Annotated in this window: 16 protein-coding genes; 9 read left to right on the top strand and 7 right to left on the bottom strand. The window is 70.7% G+C overall.

The window, feature by feature from the left end; translation table 11 throughout:
* From IE209_RS03110 to IE209_RS03100, 3 genes are all read left to right on the top strand, one after another.
* Nucleotides 1-1,116, top strand: coding sequence for a histidinol-phosphate transaminase (locus IE209_RS03110; RefSeq protein WP_189685569.1), 1,116 nt, complete (start codon nt 1-3; stop codon nt 1,114-1,116).
* A 57-nt stretch (nt 1,117-1,173) separates the two neighbouring features.
* Nucleotides 1,174-1,710: an AacA4 family aminoglycoside N(6')-acetyltransferase gene (locus IE209_RS03105; protein WP_189685903.1), complete on the top strand. Its 537-nt coding sequence runs from the start codon at nt 1,174-1,176 to the stop codon at nt 1,708-1,710.
* A 135-nt stretch (nt 1,711-1,845) separates the two neighbouring features.
* Nucleotides 1,846-2,937, top strand: coding sequence for a transporter (locus IE209_RS03100; RefSeq protein WP_189685568.1), 1,092 nt, complete (start codon nt 1,846-1,848; stop codon nt 2,935-2,937).
* 12 nt (nt 2,938-2,949) lie between these two features.
* Here the strand turns inward: IE209_RS03100 and IE209_RS03095 are convergent, their stop codons facing one another.
* The 5 genes from IE209_RS03095 to IE209_RS03075 form a co-directional block, all read right to left on the bottom strand.
* On the bottom strand, nt 2,950-3,579 hold the full coding sequence (locus tag IE209_RS03095) for a class I SAM-dependent methyltransferase (RefSeq protein ID WP_189685567.1): 630 nt from the start codon (nt 3,577-3,579) through the stop codon (nt 2,950-2,952).
* Nucleotides 3,580-3,614: 35 nt separating this feature from the next.
* Nucleotides 3,615-4,658: an ABC transporter ATP-binding protein gene (locus IE209_RS03090; RefSeq protein ID WP_189685566.1), complete on the bottom strand. Its 1,044-nt coding sequence runs from the start codon at nt 4,656-4,658 to the stop codon at nt 3,615-3,617.
* On the bottom strand, nt 4,655-6,868 hold the full coding sequence (locus IE209_RS03085; RefSeq protein WP_189685565.1) for an ABC transporter permease: 2,214 nt from the start codon (nt 6,866-6,868) through the stop codon (nt 4,655-4,657). Before IE209_RS03085 ends, IE209_RS03090 begins: the two co-directional genes overlap by 4 nt.
* Nucleotides 6,869-6,872: 4 nt before the next feature.
* Complete coding sequence (locus IE209_RS03080) at nt 6,873-7,892, bottom strand: ABC transporter substrate-binding protein (protein WP_189685564.1); 1,020 nt, start codon at nt 7,890-7,892, stop codon at nt 6,873-6,875.
* Between the two features lie 112 nt (nt 7,893-8,004).
* Nucleotides 8,005-8,232, bottom strand: a complete 228-nt coding sequence (locus IE209_RS03075; RefSeq protein ID WP_189685563.1) for a hypothetical protein — start codon at nt 8,230-8,232, stop codon at nt 8,005-8,007.
* Between the two features lie 134 nt (nt 8,233-8,366).
* On the opposite strand from IE209_RS03075, the gene glgB reads away from it, so the two are divergent.
* From glgB to treY, 6 genes are all read left to right on the top strand, one after another.
* Complete coding sequence (glgB, locus tag IE209_RS03070; RefSeq protein WP_189685562.1) at nt 8,367-10,289, top strand: 1,4-alpha-glucan branching protein GlgB; 1,923 nt, start codon at nt 8,367-8,369, stop codon at nt 10,287-10,289.
* Complete coding sequence (locus tag IE209_RS03065) at nt 10,273-12,405, top strand: alpha-1,4-glucan--maltose-1-phosphate maltosyltransferase (protein ID WP_373305267.1); 2,133 nt, start codon at nt 10,273-10,275, stop codon at nt 12,403-12,405. Before glgB ends, IE209_RS03065 begins: the two co-directional genes overlap by 17 nt.
* Nucleotides 12,402-15,761 (top strand): maltose alpha-D-glucosyltransferase, encoded by a 3,360-nt coding sequence (treS, locus tag IE209_RS03060; protein ID WP_189685560.1) that lies wholly within the window; start codon nt 12,402-12,404, stop codon nt 15,759-15,761. Before IE209_RS03065 ends, treS begins: the two co-directional genes overlap by 4 nt.
* A 15-nt stretch (nt 15,762-15,776) precedes the next feature.
* Nucleotides 15,777-16,457 carry a mechanosensitive ion channel family protein gene (locus tag IE209_RS03055; RefSeq protein ID WP_189685559.1) on the top strand — a complete coding sequence of 227 codons (681 nt, stop codon included), beginning with the start codon at nt 15,777-15,779 and terminating at the stop codon, nt 16,455-16,457.
* A 189-nt stretch (nt 16,458-16,646) separates the two neighbouring features.
* The gene (gene treZ / locus IE209_RS03050) at nt 16,647-18,410 is read left to right on the top strand and encodes a malto-oligosyltrehalose trehalohydrolase (protein WP_189685558.1); all 1,764 of its coding nucleotides are present in this window, start codon (nt 16,647-16,649) and stop codon (nt 18,408-18,410) included.
* Nucleotides 18,407-21,325: a malto-oligosyltrehalose synthase gene (gene treY, locus IE209_RS03045; protein WP_189685557.1), complete on the top strand. Its 2,919-nt coding sequence runs from the start codon at nt 18,407-18,409 to the stop codon at nt 21,323-21,325. Before treZ ends, treY begins: the two co-directional genes overlap by 4 nt.
* Here the strand turns inward: treY and IE209_RS03040 are convergent.
* Together IE209_RS03040 and IE209_RS03035 are read right to left on the bottom strand one after the other, a co-directional pair.
* A complete protein-coding gene (locus IE209_RS03040; protein WP_189685556.1) occupies nt 21,315-23,330 on the bottom strand; it encodes a sensor domain-containing diguanylate cyclase in 2,016 nt (671 codons plus the stop codon). The genes treY and IE209_RS03040 overlap by 11 nt on opposite strands.
* 83 nt (nt 23,331-23,413) lie before the next feature.
* Nucleotides 23,414-24,838, bottom strand: coding sequence for an alpha,alpha-trehalose-phosphate synthase (UDP-forming) (locus IE209_RS03035; protein ID WP_189685555.1), 1,425 nt, complete (start codon nt 24,836-24,838; stop codon nt 23,414-23,416).
* Between the last annotated feature and the right edge of the window lie 39 nt (nt 24,839-24,877).

Genomic DNA, 24,877 nt, shown 5'->3' with positions numbered 1-24,877 from the left:
ATGGCATCCGAGATCCTCGCACTGGCCCGCCCCGAGGTGCCGCCGCTGCCGGTCTACAACGCCGGCCTCTCGTCCGCAGCCGTGCGCGCGCGCTATGGCGTGGACCGCATCGCGCGGCTGGGCAGCAACGAGAACCCCTACGGCCCCAGCCCGCGCGTGGCCGAGGCGCTGGCCGGCCTGGCACAGCAGGTGCACTGGTACTCGGACGCGGACAGCCAGGCCCTGCGCGAGGCGCTGGCACGCCGCAGCGGCGCCACGCCCGCCCAGATCGTCGTGGGCAACGGCTCCGAGTCCATCCTGCACATGCTCTGCCTGGCGCTGCTCTCGCCCGGCGAGCGCGTGCTGACGCAGCGCCCGGCCTTCGGCCTGCACGAGATCTACCCGCGCATGATGGGCGCCGAAGTCGAGCTGCTGGACCTCACGCCCGCGCTTGGCTTCGACGTGGACGCCTGGTGCGCCGCGCTCGCGCGCGGCCCCAAGATCGCGATGCTGGCCAATCCCTCCAACCCGGTCGGCTGCCTGTTCGACACCGCCGCCTTCGCGCGGCTGCTCGATGCCACGCCGGCCGGCACGCTGCTGGTCGTCGACGAGGCCTATGTGGAGTACGCGCGCCTCACGCCGGGCTTTCCCGATGCGCTGCCCATGCTGCGCGACTGGGGCGGCGCCTGGATCGTTCTGCGCACCTTCTCCAAGGCCTGGGGCCTGGCCGGGCTGCGCGTGGGCTACGGCATCGCCTGCGATGCCGCACTCGTGCAACTGCTGGACCGCGTGCGCACGCCCTTCGGCGTGAACATCGCCGCCCAGCTGGCCGCGCGCGCCGCGCTCGAAGACGAAGCCCACATGCGCCAGTCCGTGGCGCGCACCGTGGTGCAGCGCGATGGCATGCTGCAGGCGATCGAGGCCCTGGGCCTGCGCGTGGCGCCTTCGGCCACGAACTTCCTGTTCGTGGACCTGGGGCGGCCCAACGGCCCCGTGAACGAGGCGTTGCTGGCGGCCGGTGTGATCGTCAAGCCCTGGAAGGAGCCCGGCTTCACGCAGTTCCTGCGCATCACGGTCGGCACCGACGAGGACAACGCGCGGTGCCTGCAGGCGCTGCGCGCGGCGCTGGCGGCGTAGCCTGCGGCCCTGGCCGCATGGCGTCTGCGGCATGATGCCGCAATGCCCTCGCAGACCATGTGCTCCCTGCCACCCCCGAGCGTGTGCCTGCGTCCCATGACTGCGCAGGACTTGCCGCTGCTGCACGACTGGCTCAACCGGCCGCACATCGTGCGCTGGTGGGGCGGTGCACGGCCGTCCTGGGCCGAGGTGCGGGAGCAGTACGACCTGCAGGCCCTGGCCGCCGAGCGCGTCACGCCCTGGATCGGCCTGCTGGACGACGTGCCCTTTGCCTATGCGCAGAGCTACGTGGCGATGGGCGCGGGCGGCGGCTGGTGGGAGGACGAGACCGACCCCGGCGTGCGCGGCATCGACCAGTCCATCGCCGATGCCGCGTTGCTGGGCCAGGGCCTGGGCACGCGGCTGGTGCGCACGCTCGTGGCGCAACTGTTCGGCGATCCGCTGGTCAGCGCCGTGCAGACCGATCCTGCACCGGACAACGCCCGCGCAATCCGCTGCTACGAGAAAGCGGGTTTCCAGCGCATCGGCGTGGTCGCCACGCCCGATGGTCCGGCCCTGTACATGTTGCAGCGGCGCAGCAGCCCGCAGGCCTGATTCCGCAGGGGTGTCGCACACACCCGCGCCTGGTTGTTGATCGGGGTTGTCGTTCGCCGGCGACAGACGATGTGACAAATTGCAACCCGGTGCTAAGGTGCCGCGCCTTCTTCGTCCGCACCCACGCCCACCACCATGAACGCCATCGCCCGGCTCACGCTGTCCTTCGCCTGCACCATCGCCGCGCTCCCCGCGGCCCAGGCCGGCGAGGATTTCCAGGTGCGCTACAACCTGGCCGGCAGCCTGGGGGGCGAGATCTTCGCGCCGCCCGACCTGCAGGGCCTGACGGGCGGCATCGCGCTCACGCGCGTGGACATCCACAAGATCACGGGCAACGACGGCGAGCGGCTCACGCAGACCCTGCCAGGCGGCACGCTGCCGTTGCCGGCACCCGCACCGGCGGCGCTGTACCCGACGTATGGCCCGGCCACCGGCGTCATCGAAGCGCGCGGCTCGCTCGTGCAGTGGAACCTGGGCCTGGCCTGGCTCAGCGCGGCACGCTATGGCGGCGGCCGGCTGGCGCTGGCCATGAACCTGCCGTACGGCATCAAGAAGCAGGGCTTCGGCGCACAGGCCACCGCGCCGACGCTGAACTGGAACCCGGCCGTGCCTGCGGCGACGCAGGCGGCCGTGCAGGCCGGCTTCGACACGCAGTTCCAGAACACCGTGGCCTCCATGGCGGCGGCCGAGGGCGGCCGCGTGTCCGGCATCGGCGACATGGAACTGCACGCGGGCTGGCGCCATGCCACGGACCAGCTGCGCGTGCTGGCCGGGGCCTCGCTGGTGCTGCCGACGGGCCGCTACAGCGAGGCCTCGGGCCCCGACGTCGGCTTCGGCAACTTCTACACGCTGCGGCCCGCGGCCCAGCTGGTCTATCTGCCGCGGCCCGACATCGCGCTGGCGGGCCGCGTCACCGTGGGCCTGAACACGCGCAACCGCGACAACGACCTGCGCAGCGGCAACTGGGCCAGCCTGGAGGGCGCGGCCGGGACCATGACGCGCCTGGGACCGATCGGCGTGCACGTGGTCCATGTCCAGCAGTTCCAGGACGACCGCAACAACCGCTGGGGCCCGAGCCGCTACCGGTCCACCAATGCCGGCCTGTTCTGGACCACGCGCGTCCCGGTGCTGGACGTGGTGCTCACGCTGCAGCACATGGCCACCGTGCAGTCGCGCAACGCCAAAAACGGCACCTACTCGCAGCTGCGGGTCAGCAAGAGTTTCTGAACGGGCGCGCTGCTAGCGCAGCGTGTACTCCAGCGCCCAGAAGAAGCGCCACTGGTGGTAGCTGGCCTGGGCCGCAAAGGGTTCGACGGCGGCCAGCAAGGCCTCGGCGGACGGGAAGTTCTTGAGCACGCGGTGCACCGAGCCATCGTCCAGCGTGCGCAGCTGGAAGCTGTCGCCATCGGCATCGCGCTCGGCCACCGGGGTGCTGCTGCCCGGCACGAAGCGGTTGTCCATGAACACGACCCTGGCGCCCGGTTGCAGCGCGGCATGCAGACCGTGCAGGAACCCCGCGATGCGCCGCTGCGGGATGTGCGACCACCAGAAGCCGGCGAAGGCCGCGTCGAAGGGCGCATCGAACTGGGGCAGGCGGTAGGCATCGCCCTGCAGCAGCTGGACGCTGGACGGCAGGCGCGCACGGGCGATGTCCAGGGTCTGCTGCGCGCTGTCGATGCCCAGCACGCTCTGCGCGGCGGCGGCATAGAACCGCGTCCAGTACCCCGTGCCGCATGCCAGCTCCAGCACGCGGCGCCCGGCCAGCACGCCGGGCAGCCAGGACTCCATGCGGCGCAGGTTGTCCTGGCGCTCCGGCTTGGCATAGATGCGGTCGTATTCCCGTGCGCGGGCGGCGTAGTAGTCCTGCATGGCGGTGTTCTCGAAAGGGGCCGTGGCCGCGCGCTTCAGCCCGGCTGTCGCACCACCGACACGCCGTGCCGGCCCAGGCCCAGCGCGGTCTCCGCGCCCGGCGCGAGCACGCGCTCCAGGTCGGACGACACCACGAACACCGGGCCCAGCGGCGTCTCGAAGCCGTACTCGTAGAAGCCGCCCAGGTAGGCCGCCTTGCGCAGCGTAGCGGGCAGGCCGCCCGGCGCACCGATCTGCCAGGCTTCGGGCCGCACGGCCACCTTGACCGGGCCGGCTGTCACCGGGTGCCTGGGCGTGAGCCGCAGCGGCCCCAGCGCGACCTGGCCATCGGCCCGGGCCTCGGCCGGGAACACCATGGCCTCGCCCATGAAGCCGGCCACGAACTCGCTCTGCGGCCGGCTGTACAGCTCCTCGGGCGTGCCGCGCTGGGCGATCACGCCGTGGTCCATCACGATGATCTGGTCCGAGACTGCCAGCGCCTCGCTCTGGTCGTGCGTGACATAGGCCACCGTGAGCTGCAGGCGCTGCTGGATCGCGCGGATCTCCTCGCGCATCTCGCGGCGCAGCCGCGCGTCGAGGTTGGAGAGCGGCTCGTCGAACAGCAGCACGGCGGGCTCCAGCACCAGCGCGCGGGCCAGTGCCACGCGCTGCTGCTGGCCACCCGAGAGCTCGCTGGGCAGCCGTGTGTCGAAGCCGACCAGACCCACGCCCTTGAGCGCATCGCTCGCGCGTGCCGCCGCCTCGGGCTTGGCCATGCCGCCCATGCGCAGGCCGTAGGCCACGTTCTCCACCACGTTCATGTGCGGGAACAGCGCATAGCTCTGGAACATCATCGAGACGTTGCGCTCGCCCGGGCCCAGCGTGGTCACGTCGCGCCCGCCCATGAAGATCTGGCCGCCGGTCGGCGACTCCAGCCCCGCGATCATGCGCAGCGTGGTGGTCTTGCCGCAGCCCGAAGGGCCCAGGATGGTGGTCAGCGTGCCCTGCGGCACCTCGAAGCTGATGCCCTTGACGGCCAGCGGCGCGCTGGCGTCCGTGCCGTAGCGCTTGGTGACGTTGCGAAATTCGATGCCGTTCATACGGACTCCATCTTGTGGTGCCCCTGGTGCACCGGCACTTTGCGCCGGCCCAGCTTGCGTTCGCCGACCAGGAACTGGATCAGCGCGATGGCCAGCGACATCAGCACGATCAGCACCGTGCAGTACGCCAGCGCCACGCCGTAGTCGCCGTTGCCCACGCGGCCGATGATGTAGGTGGTGGCCAGCTCGTTCTCGGCCGTGACCAGGAAGATCACGGCGCTCACGGTGGTCATGGCCCGCACGAAGCTGTAGACCAGGGCCGCCACCAGCGCCGGCTTGAGCAGCGGCAGCACCACGCGGAACAGCGTCTGCGTGGTGGAGGCGCGCAGCATCAGCGAGGCCTCGTCGAGCGAGCGGTCCAATTGCTTGAAGGCCGCCGTGCCGGCCCGCACGCCCACCGGCAGGTTGCGGAACATGAAGCACAGCACGATCACGAGGCCGGTGCCCGTGAGTTCCAGCGGCGGCACGTTGAACGCCAGGATGTAGCTCACGCCCAGCACCGTGCCCGGGATCGCGAAGGCCAGCAGTGCGGCGAACTCGAAGGCGCCCTGGCCCTTGAACTCGTTGCGCGCGAGCAGCCAGGCGATGAGCAGGCCCAGCGCCGCCGTGATCGGCGCCGAGATGCCCGCCAGCTTTACGGTGGTGATCAGCGAGTTCCAGGCCGTGCCGGCCCAGACCAGGCCGAATTGCCCCCATTCCAGCGCGAAGGCGGTGTGGAAGTGCTTGAGCGTGGGCGTGTAGTCGCGGCCCCAGGTCTGCACGAAGCCGCCCGCGAACGCGAACAGGTAGACCACCACGGTGAAGGCGATCCAGGGCAGGGCCACGCTGTGGCAGGCGCGGCGCACGCTGTCGGGCAAGGGCATGGCGATGCCGGCATCGCCCTTGCCGCTCACGGTGGTGTAGTTCTGCTTGCCCAGCACGCCGCGCTGCAGCGCGAACACCGCCAGCGCGAAGACCGTCAGCACCCAGGCCAGCGAGGCCGCGCGGCCGGCGTCGTACTGCGCGCCGACGATGGCGAAGAAGATGTCGGTGGACAGCACGCTGTACTGCCCGCCCACCACCACCGGGTTGCCGAAGTCGGCGATGCTCTCGATGAAGCCGACCAGGAAGGCGTTGGCCAGCCCGGGCTTGAGCAGCGGCAGCGTGACCGTGAAGAACGCGCGGCGCCGGTCGGCACGCAGCATCTGGGCAGCTTCCTCCAGGCTGGGCGCGATGCCCTGCACCACGCCACGCATGATCATGAAGGCGATGGGCGTGAACGCGAACAGCTGTGCCGTCAGGATGCCGGGCAGGCCGTAGAACCAGCGCGTGGGCGCGATGCCGAACCAGCTCTCCAGCACCTGATTGACCACACCGGCGCGGCCGAACAGCAGGATCAGGCCCAGGCCCACGACGAACGGCGGCGTGATGATGGGCAGCAGCGCGATCACGCGCAACGGCCCCTGAAGGCGGCTGCTGCCGCGCTCGGCCATCAGCGCCATCATGGTGCCGAGGACGGTGGTGCCGGTGGCCGTCAGCAGCGCGAGCAGCAGCGTGTTCCACGCCACGCCGCAGGCCGTGCCGCCAGCCAGGCAACCCAGGCCCCAGATGCGCTCGGTGAACACCCGCTGGAAGAATGCGAGCACCGACCAGCCGCCGTCCTCCAGCACGAAGGCGCCGGCCAGCGCCTTGCCGACCGGGTAGGCGATGAACAAGGCCAGCAGCACGCCGCAGCCGATGACTGCGCCGGAGACGAACAGGTCGCCGCGGAACAAGCCCATCCGGGCCAGGCCGAAGGCGGCCAGCAGGACCAGCGCGGTCAGCGCGACGAAGCCACCCGCGCCGATGCCGAACTGGTTGGCCGCGAGTTCGCCGAAGAGGGTGTTCAGTGCCGCGACGCTCCAGCCGCGCGCGCCGATCGTGAAGCCCGTGAGCGCCAGGCCCAGGGCGCCGAGCAGGCCGCCTGCCAGCAGCCAACGCCCCTGGCCGCGGCCAGGCGCCTTGAGCGCACCGATGGCGCAGAGCACGAGGCCGGCCAGGCCGACCAGCAGCCAGGGTCGGTTCTGCGCCAGGGCCTGCAGCAGGCCGTTGGCTGCATCGCCTTCGGAGAAGATGCCCGGCAGGGCCTGGTACCAGCTGGTGTCCTGGATCGCGTACCAGGGCAGCAGCACATACGCCAGCAGGCCGGCCGCGGTGCACCACCACACCGCGCCGTTCGGTCGCCTCGTCACGTGCTTACCGCGGCAGTGCGTTGACTTCCTTCTCCCAGCGCGCGATCAGACGGCGCCGCTCCGCGCTCGCGCCGTACTTCTTGTAGTCGTAGTCGATCATCTTGATCTTCTTGAAGTCCGGCACGTTGGGATCGACCACCGTGGCCTTGTTGGAGGGCAACTGGTACTGCTTGGCGGCCGCGCCGAAGGCCTGGGCGCCGGGCGTCAGCGCCCACTCGTAGAACTTCTTGGCCTGCTCGAGGTTGCGCGCGCCCTTGATGATGCTCATGGAGCCGATCTCCGCGCCCGTGCCCTCGCTGGGCGTGGAAGTCTCGACCGGGAAGCCCTGCATGCGCTCCTGCGGCGCGTCGTGCACGAAGCTGATGGACACGGCGGTCTCGCCGCGCGCCACGGCCTTGATCGGGCCGGTGCCCGAGCGCGTGTACTGGCCCACGTTCCTGTGCAGGCCCTTGAGGTAGTCGAAGGCCTTGTCCTCGCCCATGAGCTGCACCAGCGTGGCGATCATGGTGTAGGCCGTGCCGCTGGAGGCCGGGTTGGCAACCTGGATGTCGCCCTTGTACTCGGGCTTGAGCAGGTCGGCCCAGGCCTTGGGGGCGGCCAGCTTCTTCTTGGCCAGCAGCTCGGTGTTGTAGCCGAAGCCCAGCGGCCCGGAGTAGATGCCCACGGTCTTGAAGCCGGATTGCTGGGCCTGCTGCTGCGCCCAGGGGTAGAGTTGCGGCAGGGAAGGCGACTTGTATTCCAGCGTGAGGCCTTGCTCGGCGGCCTGCAGGTGCGGGTCGCCCGTGCCGCCGAACCAGACGTCGGTCTTGGGGTTGTCCTTCTCGGCGATCAGCTGGGCCAGGGCCTCGCCCGAGCCCTTCAACGCCAGGTTGATCTTCACGCCCGTGGTCTTGGCATAGACCGTGGCGATCATGTTGCACCAGTCGGCCTGCACCGAGCAGATGACGTTGACCTGTTGGGCCGAAGCGCCCGCGGAAGCCGCCAGCAGGGCGCCGGCGACGAGGATGTTGTGGATGGTTTTCATGGCGCTGCGCCTGGTGCGGAACAAGGAAGACGGCCCTCGGATGCGGGTCCGAGGGCCGGGGCAGAGCCTAGCAATGTGTCAGCGGCGTGACATCGGTGGCAACCCGGGCGGTTCAGCGTCCCGCGGGGTCATTGTCCTCGTCGTTGCCCAGTGGCTGCACGCCGCTGTTGCGCAGCCAGGCCCGGTACTCGCGCCGGCGCTTGCGTCGCTCGTCGTGGCGGGCGCGCCGCTTCATGCGGGCGCGGCGGACGAACAGCGCCACCGTGATGGCCGCGAGGCCCGCCAGGATCAGCAGAAAGGACCAGTCGACGACGAATACCTGGCCGATTTCTTCGTTCATGGTGGCGGCGGAGGGAAGAGGGCAGCGGAACCCCGGTTGTACCACCGCCGTGCGTCCGTGCGGGGCCTCGGCCTACACGCGCTGCGGCAGCTGTCCGCTCGTGGCCACAGGGTGCATCCGGCACAGTCGTGTCGATGCAGCACACCGCAGCCACGCCTTCGAACGCCGCCGCGCTGGCGGACCAGGATCTGCACTACTTCCGCGAGGGCACGCACACGGCCCTGGCCGGCCGTCTCGGCGCCGCGCTGCGCCCGGGCGGCGAGGGCGCGCACTTCGCGGTGTGGGCGCCCAACGCCCGTGCCGTCAGCGTGATCGGAGAGTGGAACGCCTGGCAAGCCGACGCCGAACCGCTGGTGCCACGCGCAGACGGCAGCGGCATCTGGGAGGGCGACGCCCCCGCCGCGCGGCATGGTCAGAGCTACAAGTACCGCATCGTGACGGCCGCAGGCCAGGCGCTGGACAAGGCCGATCCCTATGCGATGCTGGCCGAGCTGCCACCGGCCACGGCCTCGCGCCTGTGGTCGCTGGACTTCGAATGGAGCGACGCGCAGTGGCTGGCGGCCCGCGCCGAACGCCAGGCCGCTGGCGCGCCGCTGTCGATCTACGAGGTGCATCCCGGCTCCTGGCGCCGCGACAACGGCCAATTCCTGGGCTGGCGCGCGCTGGCCCATGCGCTGGGCGAGCACGTGCAGGCCATGGGCTTCACCCACGTGGAGCTCATGCCCGTGACCGAGCACCCGTTCTACGGCTCCTGGGGCTACCAGACCACGGGCTACTTCGCGCCCACCGCACGCTACGGCACGCCGCAGGACCTGAAGTACTTCATCGACCACCTGCACGGCCTGGGCATCGGCGTGATCCTGGACTGGGTGCCCTCGCACTTTCCGACCGACGCGCACGGGCTGCAGGCCTTCGACGGCACGCACCTGTACGAGCATGCCGACCCGCGCCAGGGCTTCCACCCCGAGTGGAATTCCAGCATCTTCAACTACGGCCGCAACGAGGTGCGCAGCTTCCTCTTGTCCTCGGCGCTGTTCTGGCTGCGCGAGTACCACTTCGATGCGCTGCGCGTGGACGCCGTGGCCTCCATGCTGTACCTGGACTACGCGCGCAAGCACGGTGAGTGGATCCCCAACCAGTTCGGTGGCCGCGAGAACCTGGAGGCCGTGCACTTCCTGCGCATGCTCAACGCGGCCGTGGCGCGCGAGCAGCCCGGCGCGCTCGTCATCGCCGAGGAGTCCACGGCCTGGCCCGGCGTCTCGCACCCGGCGGAGGAGGGCGGCCTGGGCTTCTCGATGAAGTGGAACATGGGCTGGATGCACGACACGCTGAAGTACTTCGGCCTGGACCCGGTCTACCGCCGTCACCACCAGGGCCAGCTGAGTTTCTCGCTGGTCTACGCCTTCCACGAGCGCTTCGTGCTTCCGCTCTCGCACGACGAGGTGGTCTACGGCAAGGGCTCGCTGCTGGGCCGGATGCCGGGCGACGCCTGGCAGAAGTTCGCCAACCTGCGCGCGCTGTTCGGCTTCATGTGGGGGCATCCGGGCAAGAAGCTGCTGTTCATGGGCGGCGAGTTTGGCCAGGGCCGCGAGTGGGCGCACGAGGGCGAGCTGGACTGGGCGCAGTCGCGCGAACCCCTGCACGAAGGCGTGGCGCGCCTGGTCGGCGACCTGAACCGGGTCTACCGCGGCGAGCCCGCGCTGCACCGGCAGGACTTCGCCGCCGAAGGCTTCGCCTGGGTCGCGAACGACGACAGCCAGGCCAGCGTGTTCGCGTTTCTGCGCAAGGGCCTGGATGGCGACCCTCCTGTGCTCGTCGTGGCCAACCTCACGCCCGTGCCGCGCCAGGGTTACCGGCTCGGCGTGCCGCAGCCGGGCCTGTGGCGCGAACTGGTCAACACCGATGCGCGCGACTACGGCGGCTCCGGTCTGGGCAACCAAGGAGGCGTGCAGACCGAACCCCATGGCGCGCACGGCCAGGCCCATTCGCTGGTGCTGACCCTGCCGCCGCTGTCCACCCTGATGTTCCGCCTGGAACCCGATGCCCATGCCGACTGAATCCCAAGCCGACAAGAAGCCCCGGCGCGCACGCGCCAAACCCGCGGCGCCAGGCGCCGATCCCGCCGTGGTGCCGCCCGCACCGGCCGTGCCGCTGCCGGACCTGCCGCAGCAGGGCCAGGCCCGCGCCGTCATCGATGCGGTGTTGCCCCAGGTCGATGCGGGCCGGTTCGCGGTCAAGCGCGTGGTCGGCGAGGCGCTGGACGTCACGGCCCACGTCTTCACCGATGGCCACGACAAGGTGCGCGCCCGCCTGTGCTGGCGCAAGGAGGGCAGCGGCGCCTGGCAGGAGGCCGAGATGCAGGCCGAGGGCAACGATGTCTGGTCGGCCCGCTGCACGCCGGATGCACAGGGCCGCTGGCGCTACACGGTCTGCGCCTGGGTCGACCACTTCCAGTCCTGGCGCGCTGAGCTGGTGCGGCGCGTGGACCTGGCCGACATCCTGATCGCTGCGCGCGTCGGCGCCGAGCTCGTGCGCCAGGCCGCCGAGCGTGCCGAGGGCGAGGACCGCAGCCGGCTGGCCGGCCTGGCCGAGAACCTGCGCAGCCGGGCCGAGCAGGCCGGCCGCGCCACCATTGCCGAAATGGATTCGGTCTCGCAGGAGGTGGCGTCCATCAAGGCCGCCGCGCTCAGCGAGGACCTGGCCGCCTTGGCCGACCGCTGGCCCGACCGCCGCCACGCCGTCTGGTGGAGCGAGGAGGGCCTGCCCCTCGTAGTCGACCGCGAGCGCGCCGCCTTCAGCACCTGGTACGAGATGTTCCCGCGTTCGGCCGCGCTGGAGGAGGGCCGCCACGGCACCTTCAAGGACGTGCAGGCGCGCCTGCCCTACGTGGCCGCCATGGGTTTCGACGTGCTGTACCTGCCGCCCATCCATCCGATCGGCCGCGCGCGCCGCAAGGGCCGCAACAACACGCTCGTCGCGCAGGAAGGCGACGTGGGCAGCCCCTGGGCCATCGGCGCCGACGAGGGCGGCCACAAGGACGTGCTGCCCGCGCTCGGCACCATGGACGACTTCCGCGAACTCGTGCGCGCGGCCAACGCGCTGGGCATCGAACTGGCGCTGGACATCGCGTTCCAGTGCGCCCCCGACCACCCCTACGTGAAGGCGCACCCGGACTGGTTCCGCAAGCGGCCCGACGGCAGCGTGCAGTACGCCGAGAACCCGCCCAAGAAGTACCAGGACATCTACCCCTTCGACTTCGAGACGCCGGACTGGCAGGCCATGTGGCTGGAGCTCAAGAGCGTGTTCGACCACTGGATCGCGCAAGGCGTGCGCATCTTCCGCGTCGACAACCCGCACACCAAGGCCTTCGCGTTCTGGGAGTGGGTGATCGGCGCGGTGAAGGCCGAGCACCCGGACGTGCTCTTCCTCGCCGAGGCCTTCACGCGGCCCAAGGTCATGCACCGCCTGGCCAAGCTGGGCTTCTCGCAGAGCTACACCTACTTCACCTGGCGCAACAACCGCCATGAACTGATGGAGTACTTCGAGGAGCTGGCCCACGGGCCGGGCAAGGACTACTACCGCCCCAATGCCTGGCCCAACACGCCCGACATCCTCAACGAGCACCTGCACCACGGCCCGCGCTCGATCTTCATGGCGCGGCTGGTGCTGGCGGCCACGCTGTCGGCCAGCTACGGCATCTACGGCCCGCCGTACGAGCTGCTGCAGGGCGAGCCGGTCAAGCCGGGCAGCGAGGAGTACATGGACTCCGAGAAGTACCAGATCCGCCACTGGGGCGAGCTCACGCTGGACCGGCCGGACAGCATCGCCGGCTTCATCGCCACCGTGAACCGCATCCGCAAGGAGCATGCGGCGCTGCACTCCAACGCCACGCTGCGCTTCTTCGACACCAGCAACCCCTACCTGATCGCCTATGCCAAGCGCGACCCGGCGGGCGGCGAGGCCGTGATCACGGTGGTGAACATCGACGCCACCTTCACGCAGACCGGCTGGGTGCACGTGGACGCGGCCTGGCTAGGCGTGCAGGGCGGCAGCTTCGTGGCGCACGATCTGCTCACGGACCAGTCCTTCGCCTGGCAGGACGGCGGCAACTTCGTGATGCTGGTCCCGTCGCAGATGCCGGCCCATGTGATCGAAGTCAGAGGGAACGCATGAAGAATCCAGAACAGGCGGCAGCAGCCGACAGCATCCCGCACCTGTCCGAGGCCGGGCAGGGCCCGGTCACTCCGGTCACCGACGAAGCCCTGTGGTACCAGGACGCGGTGATCTACCAGCTCAACGTCAAGGCCTTCGTCGATTCGAACGCCGACGGCGTGGGCGACTTCAAGGGCGTGACGAGCAAGCTCGACTACGTCAAGGACCTGGGCGTCAACACCATCTGGCTGATGCCCTTCTACCCCTCGCCGCTGCGCGACGACGGCTACGACATCTCCAGCTACATGGACGTGCACCCGCAGTATGGCACGCTGGACGACTTCAAGGAGATGCTGGCCGAGGCGCACAAGCGCGACCTCAAGGTCATCACCGAGCTGGTCATCAACCACACCTCGGACCAGCACCCCTGGTTCCAGCGCGCGCGCAAGGCGCCGCCGGGCTCGCCCGAGCGCGACTTCTACGTCTGGAGCGACAGCGACCAGAAGTACCAGGGCACGCGCATCATCTTCACCGACACCGAGACCAGCAACTGGACCTACGACCCGGTCGCCAAGGCCTACTTCTGGCACCGCTTCTTCAGCCACCAGCCCGACCTCAACTTCGACAACCCGGCCGTGCTGGAGGCCGTGTTCGAGGTCATGCGCTTCTGGCTGGACCTGGGCGTGGACGGCTTCCGGCTCGACGCCATCCCCTACCTGATCGAGCGCGAGGGCACGAACAACGAGAACCTGCCAGAGACCCACGCCATCCTGAAGCAGCTGCGCGCGGCCATCGACGCCAACTACCCGAACCGCTTCCTGCTGGCCGAGGCCAACCAGTGGCCCGAGGACGTGCGCGAGTACTTCGGCGAGGGGGACGAGTGCCACATGGCCTACCACTTCCCGCTGATGCCGCGCATGTACATGGCCATCGCCCAGGAAGACCGCTTCCCGCTCATCGAGATCATGCAGCAGACGCCGGACATCCCGCAGAGCTGCCAGTGGGCCATCTTCCTGCGCAACCACGACGAGCTCACGCTGGAGATGGTGACCAGCAAGGAGCGCGACTACATGTACAGCACCTACGCGGCCGATCCGCGTGCGCGCATCAACGTGGGCATCCGTCGGCGGCTGGCGCCGCTGATGGACAACGACAGCGACCGCATCAAGCTCATGAACAGCATGCTGCTGTCCATGCGCGGCTCGCCCATCGTCTACTACGGCGACGAGATCGGCATGGGCGACAACGTGTTCGTGGGTGACCGCAACGGCGTGCGCACGCCCATGCAGTGGAGCCCGGACCGCAACGCCGGCTTCTCGCGCGCCGACCCGCAGCGCCTGTACCTGCCGCCCATCATGGACGCCATCTATGGCTACGAGGCGCTCAACGTCGAGCAGCAGCAGCGCGAGCCGGCCTCGCTCTTGAACTGGATGCGCCGCATGCTGGCCGTGCGCGCCACCAGCCGAGCCTTCGGCCGCGGTGACCTGCTGTTCCTCAAACCCGGCAACCGCAAGATCCTGGCCTACCTGCGCGTCTACGGCGACGAGGTGATCCTGTGCGTGGTCAACCTCGCGCGCTCGGCCCAGCCGGCCGAGCTGGACCTCTCGGCCTTCAAGGGCCGCGTGCCGGTGGAGATGCTGGGCCGCACCGCGTTCCCGCCGATCGGCGAGCTGCCCTACCTCATGACGATTGCCGCGCACGGCTTCTACTGGCTGCGCCTGGCGACCGACGTGGCCGTTCCGAGCTGGCACCAGGAGATGCTGCCGGCCGAAGACCGGCCCGTGCTCGTGCTGTTCGACGGCTGGAACAGCCTGTTCCGCGACCAGGTCGTGCCCTGGCGCATCGGCATGGCCGTCAAGACGCGCCAGCAGTTCGAGAGCGAGATCCTGCCGCGCCACATCGAGGCCCAGCGCTGGTATGCGAGCAAGGGCACGCCGGTGCAGCGCGCACGCATGGTCCAGCACGCGTTGTGGGAGCAGGGTGACGACGGCTGGCTGCTGCCGCTCGTGGAGCTCGACGGCCCGCCCGACTCGGTCTACTTCGCGCCCCTCGCGCTGGCCTGGGAAGAGCGCGAGGAAGAGCGCTACCGCGCCTTCGGCCCGGCGGCCGTGGCCCGCGTGCGCCAGCAGGCCGAGGTCGGCTACATGGCCGATGCCTTCGCCGACGAGCGCTTCTGCCGCGCCGTGATCGCCGCCATCGGCGCGGGCCGTGCGCTGGCCACCGGCACGGGCAGCATCCGCTTCGTGCCGACCAAGGCCTTCGCCGAGTTGGCCGGCACCGACGTGCAGCAGCTGCCCGTGGCGCGGCCGCAGGCACAGAGCAGCAACACCATCGTCATGGTGGACGAGCGCCTGTTCCTGAAGGGCTACCGGCGCATCCGCAAGGGCGTGAACCCCGAGTTCGAGGTCGGCCGCTTCCTGACCGAGGCCGCGAAGTTCGCGCAATGCGCACCGGTGGCAGGGGCGGTGGAGTTCGTGGCTGCCGACGGCAGCATCAGCACCCTGGCGCTGCTGCAGGCCCACATCGAGAACCAGGGCGACGGCTGGGCTTACCTCGTGGCCTACCTGGAGCGGCACCTCGAAGAGCTGCGCACGCCTGTGGCCGCGGCCATGCCCGACGACGTGCATGGCGCCCACATCGCGCTCATGCAGACCCTTGGCCGGCGCACCGCCGAGCTGCACCTGGCCCTGGGCACGCAGAGCGGCGACGCCGCCTTCGACCCCGAGCCGTTGGCCACGGCCGACGTGGTGGCCTGGCGCGAGCAGACCCAGGCTGACCTGCAGCAAAGCCTGGATCTGCTGCAAGGCGCGCTGGGCCGCCTGCCTGCCGGCGTGCAGGACGATGCGCGGGCCGTGCTGGCCTCCAGCACGGCGCTTGCGCAGCGCATCGCCGCCGGTGGTGTGCTGGAGAACGAGGGCCGCAAGATCCGCATCCACGGCGACTACCACCTGGGCCAGGTGCTGCTCACGCGCAACGACTTCGTGATCGTCGACTTCGAAGGCGAGCCCGGCCGCGAATTCGCGGAGCGCCGCGCCAAGCAGTCGCCGCTGCGCGACGTGGCCGGCATGTTGCGCTCCTTCGATTACGCACGTGCCGTGGCGCTGCGCCAGGCCGCCCATACGCCCGAGGAGGCCGCGCCCATGGCCGGGCCCGCGCGCGCCTGGGAGGCCGCCTCGCGCGCCGCCTTCCTGCAGAGCTACCGCGACACGCTGGCCGGCACGCCGCTGGCCGTCTCGGACCAGGCGCTGAGCCTGCTTGCGCTGTTCGAACTGCAAAAGGCCTTGTACGAACTGCGCTACGAACTCGAGAACCGGCCGGACTGGGTCGGCATCCCGCTGGCGGGCATCCTGGCCCTGGCCCAGACCCCCGCCGCCTGACGCGAAAGGAAGCCCATGGAACAAATCAATGTGATGCTGGAGCCCGTGCGGGCGTTTCTGATCCAGACCGGCGCCTTTCTGCCGCGCCTGGCCATCGCGCTGCTCGTGCTGGTGGCCGGTTTCCTCGTGGCCAAGGCCGTGCGCTTCGCGGTGGAGAAAGGCCTGCGCGCGATCAACTTCCACATCGTGACCAAGCGCGCGGGCCTGGACGGCTTTTTGCAGCAGGGCGGCACGCACATCGACACCATCGGTGTGCTGGGCGTGCTGGCCTACTGGGTGGTGATCCTGGCCGCGCTGATCGTGGCCTTCAACGGCCTGGGTCTCACCCACGTGACCGAGCTGCTGAGCCGCGTGATGCTGTTCGTGCCGCAGCTGATCGTGGCCTTGCTGGTGCTGGCCTTCGGCGCCTATTTCGCGCGCTTTTTGTCCAATGCGGTGGCCACCTACTGCAAGGGCGTGGGCATGCGCGACGGCCAGGCCCTGGGCCGCATCGCCTACTACGCCATCCTGGCCTTCGTGGTCATGATCGCGCTGGACCAGATGGGCGTGGGCGGCAGCATCGTGCGCGACGCCTTCCTGCTGATCCTGGGCGGCGTGGTGCTGGCGCTGGCGCTGGCCTTCGGCCTGGGTGGCAAGGACTGGGCTGCGGCCCAGCTCGAACGCTGGTGGCCGTCCAAGGACGACCCCCGCAAATGAGACCACCCCCGTTTGGACTTCTCACTTCGTGTGGAAGTCCCATCCCCCCTCCAGGGGGCGCACCCGGCGGCCTGGCAGAGCCAGTTCCGCGGCTGCGCTGGCATGGCCTGCTCCGCGGCCTTCCGAACCTTTGCTTGCGCGCCGGCTCAGTGCCCTGCGGGTGGCGCGCCTGCGCAATGGGAAACTGACATGGACTTCGGTGCGCAGGTCCTGGCCGCGGGCGGGGTGCGGTTCCGTGTGTGGGCGCCTGGCGCGCGCCAGGCCGAGGTGCTGCTGGAGCCCGGCGGCGCCCATGCCATGCAGGCGTTGGCCGATGGCTGGCATGAGGCGGTGGTTCCCGCGGCCGGCGCCGGCACGCGCTACCGTTACCGCTTCGACGGCGGCATGCCGGTGCCGGACCCGGCCTCGCGGTCCAACCCCGACGACGTGCATGGCGCCAGCGCGGTGGTCGATCCCAGGGCCTACGTCTGGCAGGACGCCGCCTGGCGCGGCCGGCCCTGGCACGAAGCGGTGATCTACGAGCTGCACGTGGGTGCCTTCACGCCCGAGGGCACGTTCGCGGCCGCGGCCGAGCGGCTGGCCGAACTGGCGGCCCTGGGCGTCACGGCCATCGAACTGATGCCGCTCGCGGACACGCCGGGCGGGCGCAACTGGGGCTACGACGGGGTGCTGCTGTTCGCGCCCGAGAGCAGCTTCGGCACGCCCGACGACCTGCGCGCGCTGGTCGACCGTGCCCATGGGCTGGGCCTCATGGTGCTCGTCGACGTGGTCTACAACCACTTCGGTCCCGACGGCAACTACCTGCACGGCTACTGCCCGCAGTTCTTCAACCCCGCCCACCAGACCCCCTGGGGCGCCGCCATCAATTACGACGGCGAGCACAACGCGGCCGTGCGGGGTTTCATGGTGGCCAACGCGCTGTACTGGATCGAGGAGTTCCACGCCGACGGCCTGCGGCTGGATGCCGTGCACCAGATCCGCGACGACTCGGCCCTGCCCATCGTCGAGGAGATCGCCCAGGCCATCGCGCAGGGTCCCGGCCGCGCGCGCCAGGTGCACCTCGTGCTGGAGAACGAGCACAACCAGGCCCAGCGCTTGCGGCCGGCAGGCGCGGCCACGGCGCAGTGGAACGACGACGTGCACAACGCCGCCCACGTGCTGCTGACCGGCGAGACCGACGGCTACTACGCCGACTACGCGCAGGCGCCCGCACAGCTGCTGGGCCGCGCGCTGGCCGAGGGCTACATCTACCAGGGCCAGGTGTCGCCGCACCTGGGCGTGGCGCGCGGCGAGCCCAGCGGCCAGCTGCCGCCCACGGCCTTCATCTCCTTCCTGCAGAACCACGACCAGGTCGGCAACCGCGCGCTGGGCGAGCGCCTGGACCGGCTCACCGATGCGCACAGGCTGGAGGCGCTCTACGCCTGCGTGCTGCTGGCGCCGCACATCCCCATGCTGTTCATGGGCGAGGAGTTCGCGGCGTCCACGCCCTTCCTGTTCTTCTGCGACTTCGGCGGCGAGCTGGCCGAGGCCGTGCGCCAGGGCCGGCGCGCCGAGTTCCAGCGCTTCGCGGCCTTCGCCGACGAGGCCGCGCGCGCGCGCATTCCCGACCCGAATGCCGAGGCCACCTTCGCCGCCTCCAAGCTGCGCTGGTCCGAGCGGGAAACCTCGCCGCACCGCGAGCGCCTCGCGTTCGTGGGCCGGCTGCTCGCGCTGCGCCACGCGCACCTCGTGCCGCGGCTGGCCGGCGCGCCGCATGGAGGGCGCTCGCTGGGCGCCGATGGCTTCGTGCACGTCGTGTGGCCGCTGGCCGACGGCGCCCGCTGGGAGCTGCAGGCCAACCTGCAGGACCAGCCCTTCGCGGCGCCGGCCAGCGCCGGCCAGCGCATCTACAGCACCCATGCCGGGGCGGATCTGCCGCCCTGGTCCGTCCGCGTGAGCCTGCACACTCCATGACCGCTTCCATTCCCCGCGCCACCTACCGCCTGCAACTGCACAAGGACTTCGACTTCGCCGCCGCCCAGGCCATCCTGCCCTATCTGCAAGCGCTGGGCGTGAGCCATGTCTATTGCTCGCCCATCACGCGCGCGCGGCCGGGCAGCATGCACGGCTACGACGTGGCCGACCCGCGCGAGATCAACCCCGAGCTCGGCGGCCGCGAGGGCTTCGAGCGCTTCGCGCTGGCGGCGCGCGCCTTGGGCCTGCAGCTGCTGCTGGACATCGTGCCCAACCACATGGGCGTGATCGGCAGCGACAACCCCTGGTGGTCCGACGTGCTCACGCACGGCCAGGCCTCGGCCTATGCCGGCTTCTTCGACATCGACTGGCGTCCCATGGATGCGGCCATGGCCGGCAAGGTGCTGCTGCCCGTGCTGGGCGCGCCCTATGGCGAGGTGCTGGACCAGGGCCAGCTGCAGCTGGCTTGGGAGGAAGAGGGCGGGCGCTTCGTGCTGCGCTACTTCGAGCACGGCTTTCCGACCGACCCGGCCAGTTGGGGCGCGGTGCTGCGCCTGGCCGCCGACCAGGCCGAGGACGCCGACACGGCCGAGGGCCTCACGGCGTTGGCCGAGCGCGCCGACGCCATGCCGCCGCGCGAGGACCGCGGCGCCGCCGGTGCGCGCGAGCGTGCGGCGGCCGCGGGCCGCCTGCGCCAGGGTCTGCAGGAGCTGCTGGCGCAGCGCCGCCCCGTCGGCCCGGCCATCGTTGCCGCACTGGAGCGCCTGAACCAGCAGCCCGGCCACGACGGGCTGCATGCGCTGCTCGAGGCCCAGCCCTGGCGCCTGGGCTTTTGGCGCGTCGCGGCCGACGAGATCAACTACCGGCGCTTCTTCGACATCAACGAGCTGGCCGCGCTGCGCGTGGAGGCCGAGGAGGTGTTCGAGGCCACGCACGCGCTGGCGCTGGACCTCACGGCCGCGGGCATCGTCGACGGCCTGCGCATCGACCACCCGGATGGGCTGCGCGACCCGGCGCAGTACTTCGCGCGGCTGCAGGACGGCCATGCGCGCAGGCGCGCCCAGCTGCGGCCCGACGAGCCCGCGCCGGCCGAGGGGCTGCCCCTCTACGTCGTGGCCGAGAAGATCACCGCCGCCCATGCCGACATGCCGGCGGACTGGCGGCTGCACGGCACCACGGGCTACCGCTTCGGCGCATTGCTCAACAGCCTGTTCAGCGACCGCAGCCAGGCTGCGCGCATGGAGCGCGTCTGGCGCGGCTTCACCGGTGCCAAGGGCGGCCTGGACGACATGGTGTTCGACGCCAAGCTCGCCGTGGCCTACGGCGCGCTGGGCGCCGAGCTCAACCTGCTGGTCACGCAGCTCAAGCGCATCGCCGGCACCAACCGGCGCACGCGCGACTTCGGCTTCACCACGCTGCGCACGGCAGTGGCCGAGACCGCCGCCGGCATGCCGGTCTACCGCACCTACGTGGTCGAGGCGGCGGGCGAGGAAGACCGCCGGTTCATCGACTGGGCCATCGCCCAGGCGCGCCGGCGCACGGCCATCGCCGACACCAGCGTGTTCGACTTCCTGCGTGCCTGCCTGCTGGGCGAACCTGCGGCCGGCAGCGACGCCGATGCGCTGCTGCCGGTGCGGCGCTTCGCCTGGCGCTTCCAGCAGTTCTGCGCGCCGCTGGCGGCCAAGGGCGTGGAGGACTGCGTGTTCTACCGCTACCTGCAGCTGGTCTCGCTCAACGAGGTCGGCGGCGACCCGACCGCCCAGGGCCTCACGCTGGCCGCCTTCCACGGCGCCAGCAGCGACCGCGCGGCGCGCTGGCCGCACACCATGCTGGCGACCTCCACGCACGACAACAAGCGTTCGGAAGACGTGCGCAACCGCATCGCCGTGCTGTCCGAACGGCCGGCGCTGTGGCGCCTGGGCCTCATGCGCTGGCACCAGCTCACGCGCTCGCTGCGCCGCGAGCTGCCCGGCGGCACGGCGCCCTCGCGCGACGACGAGCTGCTGCTCTACCAGGTGCTGCTGGGTGTGCTGCCGGACGGGGAGATCGACGCCGACGCCCTGGCCACGCTGCGCACGCGCGTGGGCCAGTACATGGCCAAGGCCGCGCGCGAGGCCAAGCTGCGCACGAGCTGGGTGCGGCCGGACGAGGAGTACGAGCAGGCGCTGCAGGCCTTCATCGACGGGCTGCTGGGCCGGCTGGCGCCCAACCCGGCGCTGTCCGATCTGCGTGCGCTGGCGAAACAGCTGGCCTGGTTCGGCGCGCTCAACAGCCTGTCCATGGTGGTGCTCAAGTTCACCTCGCCCGGCGTGCCCGACATCTACCAGGGCAACGAGATGCAGGACCTGAGCCTGGTCGATCCCGACAACCGGCGCCCGGTGGACTATGCCTTGCGACAGGGCACGCTGGCCGCGCACGAGGCGCTGCTGCTGGCCGCCGAGCCCGACCGCCTGGCCGGGCTGGCACGCATGTCGGCCACGCCTGCCGATGGCCGGCTCAAGCTCTGGGCCACCTGGCGGCTGCTCGCGCTGCGCCGCGAAGATCCGGCCCTGCTGCGCGACGGGGCCTACATCCCGCTGCGCGGCACCGGCCGCGCGCGCGAGCATGTGGTGGCCTATGCGCGGCGCACGCCGCAGGGTCTGCTCGTGGTGCTGGCGGCGCGCCTGTTCGCGCGCTTGCTCAAAAGCGCCGACGCGGCGCCCGTGGGCGAGGCCTGCTGGGGCGATGCGAGCGTGGACCTGACGCCGGCCTTCAAGGATTGGAGCGGCAGCGCGGGCGACGTGACGGCGCTGGAACTCATGGGCCATGTGCAGCGCCGGCTGCCGCGCGGGCCGCTGCGGCTGGCCGATGCGCTGCAGGCGCTGCCCGTGGCGGCCTACTGGGTGGACGCGCGCCAGCCGGCGGTCACGGCGTGAGCGGCTGCATGCCGGTCGGGCGCTTGAGCGCGTCGTCCTCGGTGGCCAGCTCGTAGCGCGCGCGGCCCTGCTGCTTGGCGCGGTAGAGCGCGGCGTCGGCCGCCATCACGAGCTGCTCCTGCACATGCCCGGGCTGCGGCACCAGGCTGGCGACGCCGATGCTCAGGCTGATCCAGGGCGACAGCGGCGAGTCCGGATGCGGCAGTCGGGCCTGGGCGATGGCATCCAGGCAGCGCTGCGCCACACGGGCGCCGGCCCGCGCATCGGCGTCGATGAGCAGCACCGCGAACTCCTCGCCGCCGTAGCGCATGAGCTTTTCCACCGGCGTGCGCAGGCAGGCCGACAGCACCTGGGCCACGGCGCGCAGCGCGGCATCGCCCTCGGGGTGGCCCAGATGGTCGTTGTAGCGCTTGAAGTGGTCCACATCGAGCATCAGCAGCGCCAGCGGCTGGTGGTTGCGCAGGCCGCGCGCCCATTCCAGGGCCAGGGTCTGGTCGAACTGGCGGCGGTTGGCCACACCGGTGAGCCCGTCGGTCAGCGACAGCGCGGCCAGCTGGGCATTCATGCGCTCGAGCTCGAGCTGCGAGCGCTTGCGCTCGGAGATGTCCAGGTGCGTTCCGACCACGCGCAGTGGCTTGCCGCGGGCGTTGCGCTGCATCACCATGGCATGGGTCAGCACCCATACCCAGTGGCCGTCGCGGTGGCGGTAGCGGTGCTCGAGCCGGTAGCTCGGGGTCTCGTTGCGCAGATGGGCCGCGATCGCCTGCGCGGCCTCGGCCTGGTCGTCCGGATGCAGCAGCCCGCGCCAGAACTCCGCCCGCAGGGGCTCGTCGGTGGGCGGGTAGCCCAGCATCTCCATCTCGCGGGCGTTGACGGTGATGGTGTCCTCCGCCAGGTTCCATTCCCACAGGCCCAGGTCGGCGCCGCGCAGGCCGAACTCGAGCCGGCGCGCGCTCTCGCGTTCGGCCTGGGCGGCGTTGCGCTCGGTGCGCTCCTGCAGCTGGCGCCGGCCCTGGTGCCAGCGCAGCCAGACCGCGCTGACGGCCATGGTCAGCGCCAGCAGCAGCGCCTCGGTGCGCAGCTCGGCCCGCCAAGGCGCCAGCACGGCGTCGGTGCGCCGGCTCATGTGCACCACGAGCGGGCGGTCCAGCACCAGCGCCGCCGGTTCCACGGCGCGCAGGGCCACCATGCGCAGCTCGTCCTGGTCCAGCATGCGGCCCTGCAGCAGGTTGTGCATGCGGCCGCTCTGCATGTGCAGGCGGAACAGCGAGTCCGGCTGGTTCAGGTCCAGGCCGATCTGCGCATCCTCCAGCGGCGAACTCACGATGATGGGGCCGTCGCCGTGCGCGATGGTGGCGCGCGCATCGGCGGCGTAGAGCAGGGCGCGCAACACGATCTCGAAGTAGTCCACGTCGAAGGACGCGCTGATCACCCCGGCGAAGCGGCCGTCCGCATCGTGCAGTGTGCGCGACAGGGCGGTCGTGAAGTTGCCCAGCACGGAGCGAAACGGAGGCGATACATACAAGGTGTTGGGATCGGCGCCGTCGCGTACGGCCTTGAAGTAGGCCCGGGTGCTGACGTCCCGGTCGGTCAGCTCGGGTTGGCTGGCGGCCAGCACGCGGCCGTCGCGGTCGGTGATCTGCAGTCCGCGCACGCCGGGCATGGCGTCCACCAGCAGTTTCAGGGCGGGCGGAACCGCAGGCACGGCGGCCGGCTCCTGGGGCAGCAGCTGGCGCGCGCCCCCCAGCGCTGCGCTGATGGCGATCAGGTGGCGCGTGAGGTGGATCTCGACCGCCTGCGCCTGGCCCTGCAGGCGCAGCATGTCCTGCGCGATGGTGCGCTCGCGCGCACGCCAGCTCGCATGCCAGGCCAGGGCGAGCACGAGCAGCCAGACCAGGACCCACAGTGCCCATTCGCGCAGGGTGCGGCGCCGCAGCAGCGTTGCCGGTCCGCGCCGCCGCTGGGCAGCTTCCAGAGGGGCGGAGCCGGATTCCGGGACTTGCATTGGCCGGCGATTGTGGAAGGCTGGGCGCGCGCGTCAAGCGGCGCCGCACCATGCCGTCCGCAGCTTGGCGGAGAAAGGCCGCCTTACAGGCGCAGCCAGTCGGGCCCGGTCTGCTCTGCGTCGGCACTGGCCAGCTCGTCCAGGAAGGCCTGGCACCACCAATGCACGTCGCAGCGGCGGATCGTGGCCATCAGGGTCTGGTGGCGGCGGCGGCGCTCGGCCAAGGGCAGCTGCAGCGCGAACTGGATGGCGTCGGCCGTGGCCTGGCTGTCGTAGGGATTGACCAGCACCGCACCCTCGCGCATCTGCTCCATCGCGCCGGCGAAGCGCGACAGCACCAGCACGCCCGGGTCTTCGGGGTCCTGGGCCGCGACGAACTCCTTGGCCACCAGGTTCATGCCGTCACGCAGCGGCGTGACCAGGGCCACGCGCGCGGCGCGGTACAGGCCGGGCAGGCGCTTGCGCGCCATGGTGCGGTGCATGTAGCGCACCGGGATCCAGTCGAGTTCGCCGAAGTCGCCGTTCATGGAGCCGGCCAGGCTTTCGAGTTCGCGCAGGATGTCGCCGTAGGCGTCCACGTCTTCGCGGCTGGGCGCGGCGATCTGGATGAGCGTGGCGCGGCGGATGTTGTCCGGGTGCCTGCGCAGCAACTCGCGAAAGGCACGCAGGCGCTGCGGCAAGCCCTTGGAGTAGTCCAGCCGGTCCACGCCGACCAGCAACTGGCGGCGTGAATACTCCTCGCGCATGCGGCGGTACATCTCGGTGGCGTCGTGTGCATGCGTGAGGGCGTCGAACTCGGCCACGTCGATGCCGATCGGAAAAGCCGCCGTGCGCAGCGTGCGGCCGAAAGCGCGCCAACGGCGGCCGTCGCCGTCGCGGTCTTCGGCACGTGCCTCGGTGGCCACGTAGCGGTTGAAGTGCTCCAGGTCGGCCTCGCTCTGGAACCCCACCAGGTCGTAGGCGAACAGGGCCTGGGCCAGCCAGTCGTGCGCCGGAATGGCCGTGAAGATCTGCGCCGGCGGCAGCGGGATGTGCAGGAAGAAGCCGATCTTGTTGCGGCAGCCCAGGGCGCGCAGCTCGCTGGCCAGCGGGATCAGGTGGTAGTCGTGCACCCAGACGATGTCGTCTTCCTTGAGCAGCGGCATGAGCTTGGCCGCGAACAGCTGGTTCACGCGGCGGTAGCCATCGATGTAGCCGGTGTCGAAGTCCGCCAGGTCCAGCCGGTAGTGGAAGACGGGCCACAGCACGGCGTTGGAGTAGCCCAGGTAGTAGGCGTCGTGGTCCCACCGCGACAGGTCCAGCGTGGCCAGCGTGACGTTGCCGGCCTGCTGCTGGTGCACGGGCGTATCGGCCGGCGTGGCGCCGTCCTCGGGCAGGATCTTGCCGCTCCAGCCGAACCACATGCCGCCGTTGGCCTGCAGTGCGCCGGACAGGGCCACGGCGAGACCGCCGGCCTCGGTCTTGCGGGGGTCGGCGACACGGTTGGAGATACACACGAGACGGGCCACGCGTTGTTCCTTTTCTTGGCTGGCGTTGGGATGGAGGGC

It is taken from the genome of Pseudorhodoferax aquiterrae (assembly GCF_014652235.1).
Classification (GTDB): Bacteria; Pseudomonadota; Gammaproteobacteria; order Burkholderiales; family Burkholderiaceae_C; genus Pseudorhodoferax; species Pseudorhodoferax aquiterrae.
This window is presented reverse-complemented; position numbering and strand designations above follow the sequence as displayed.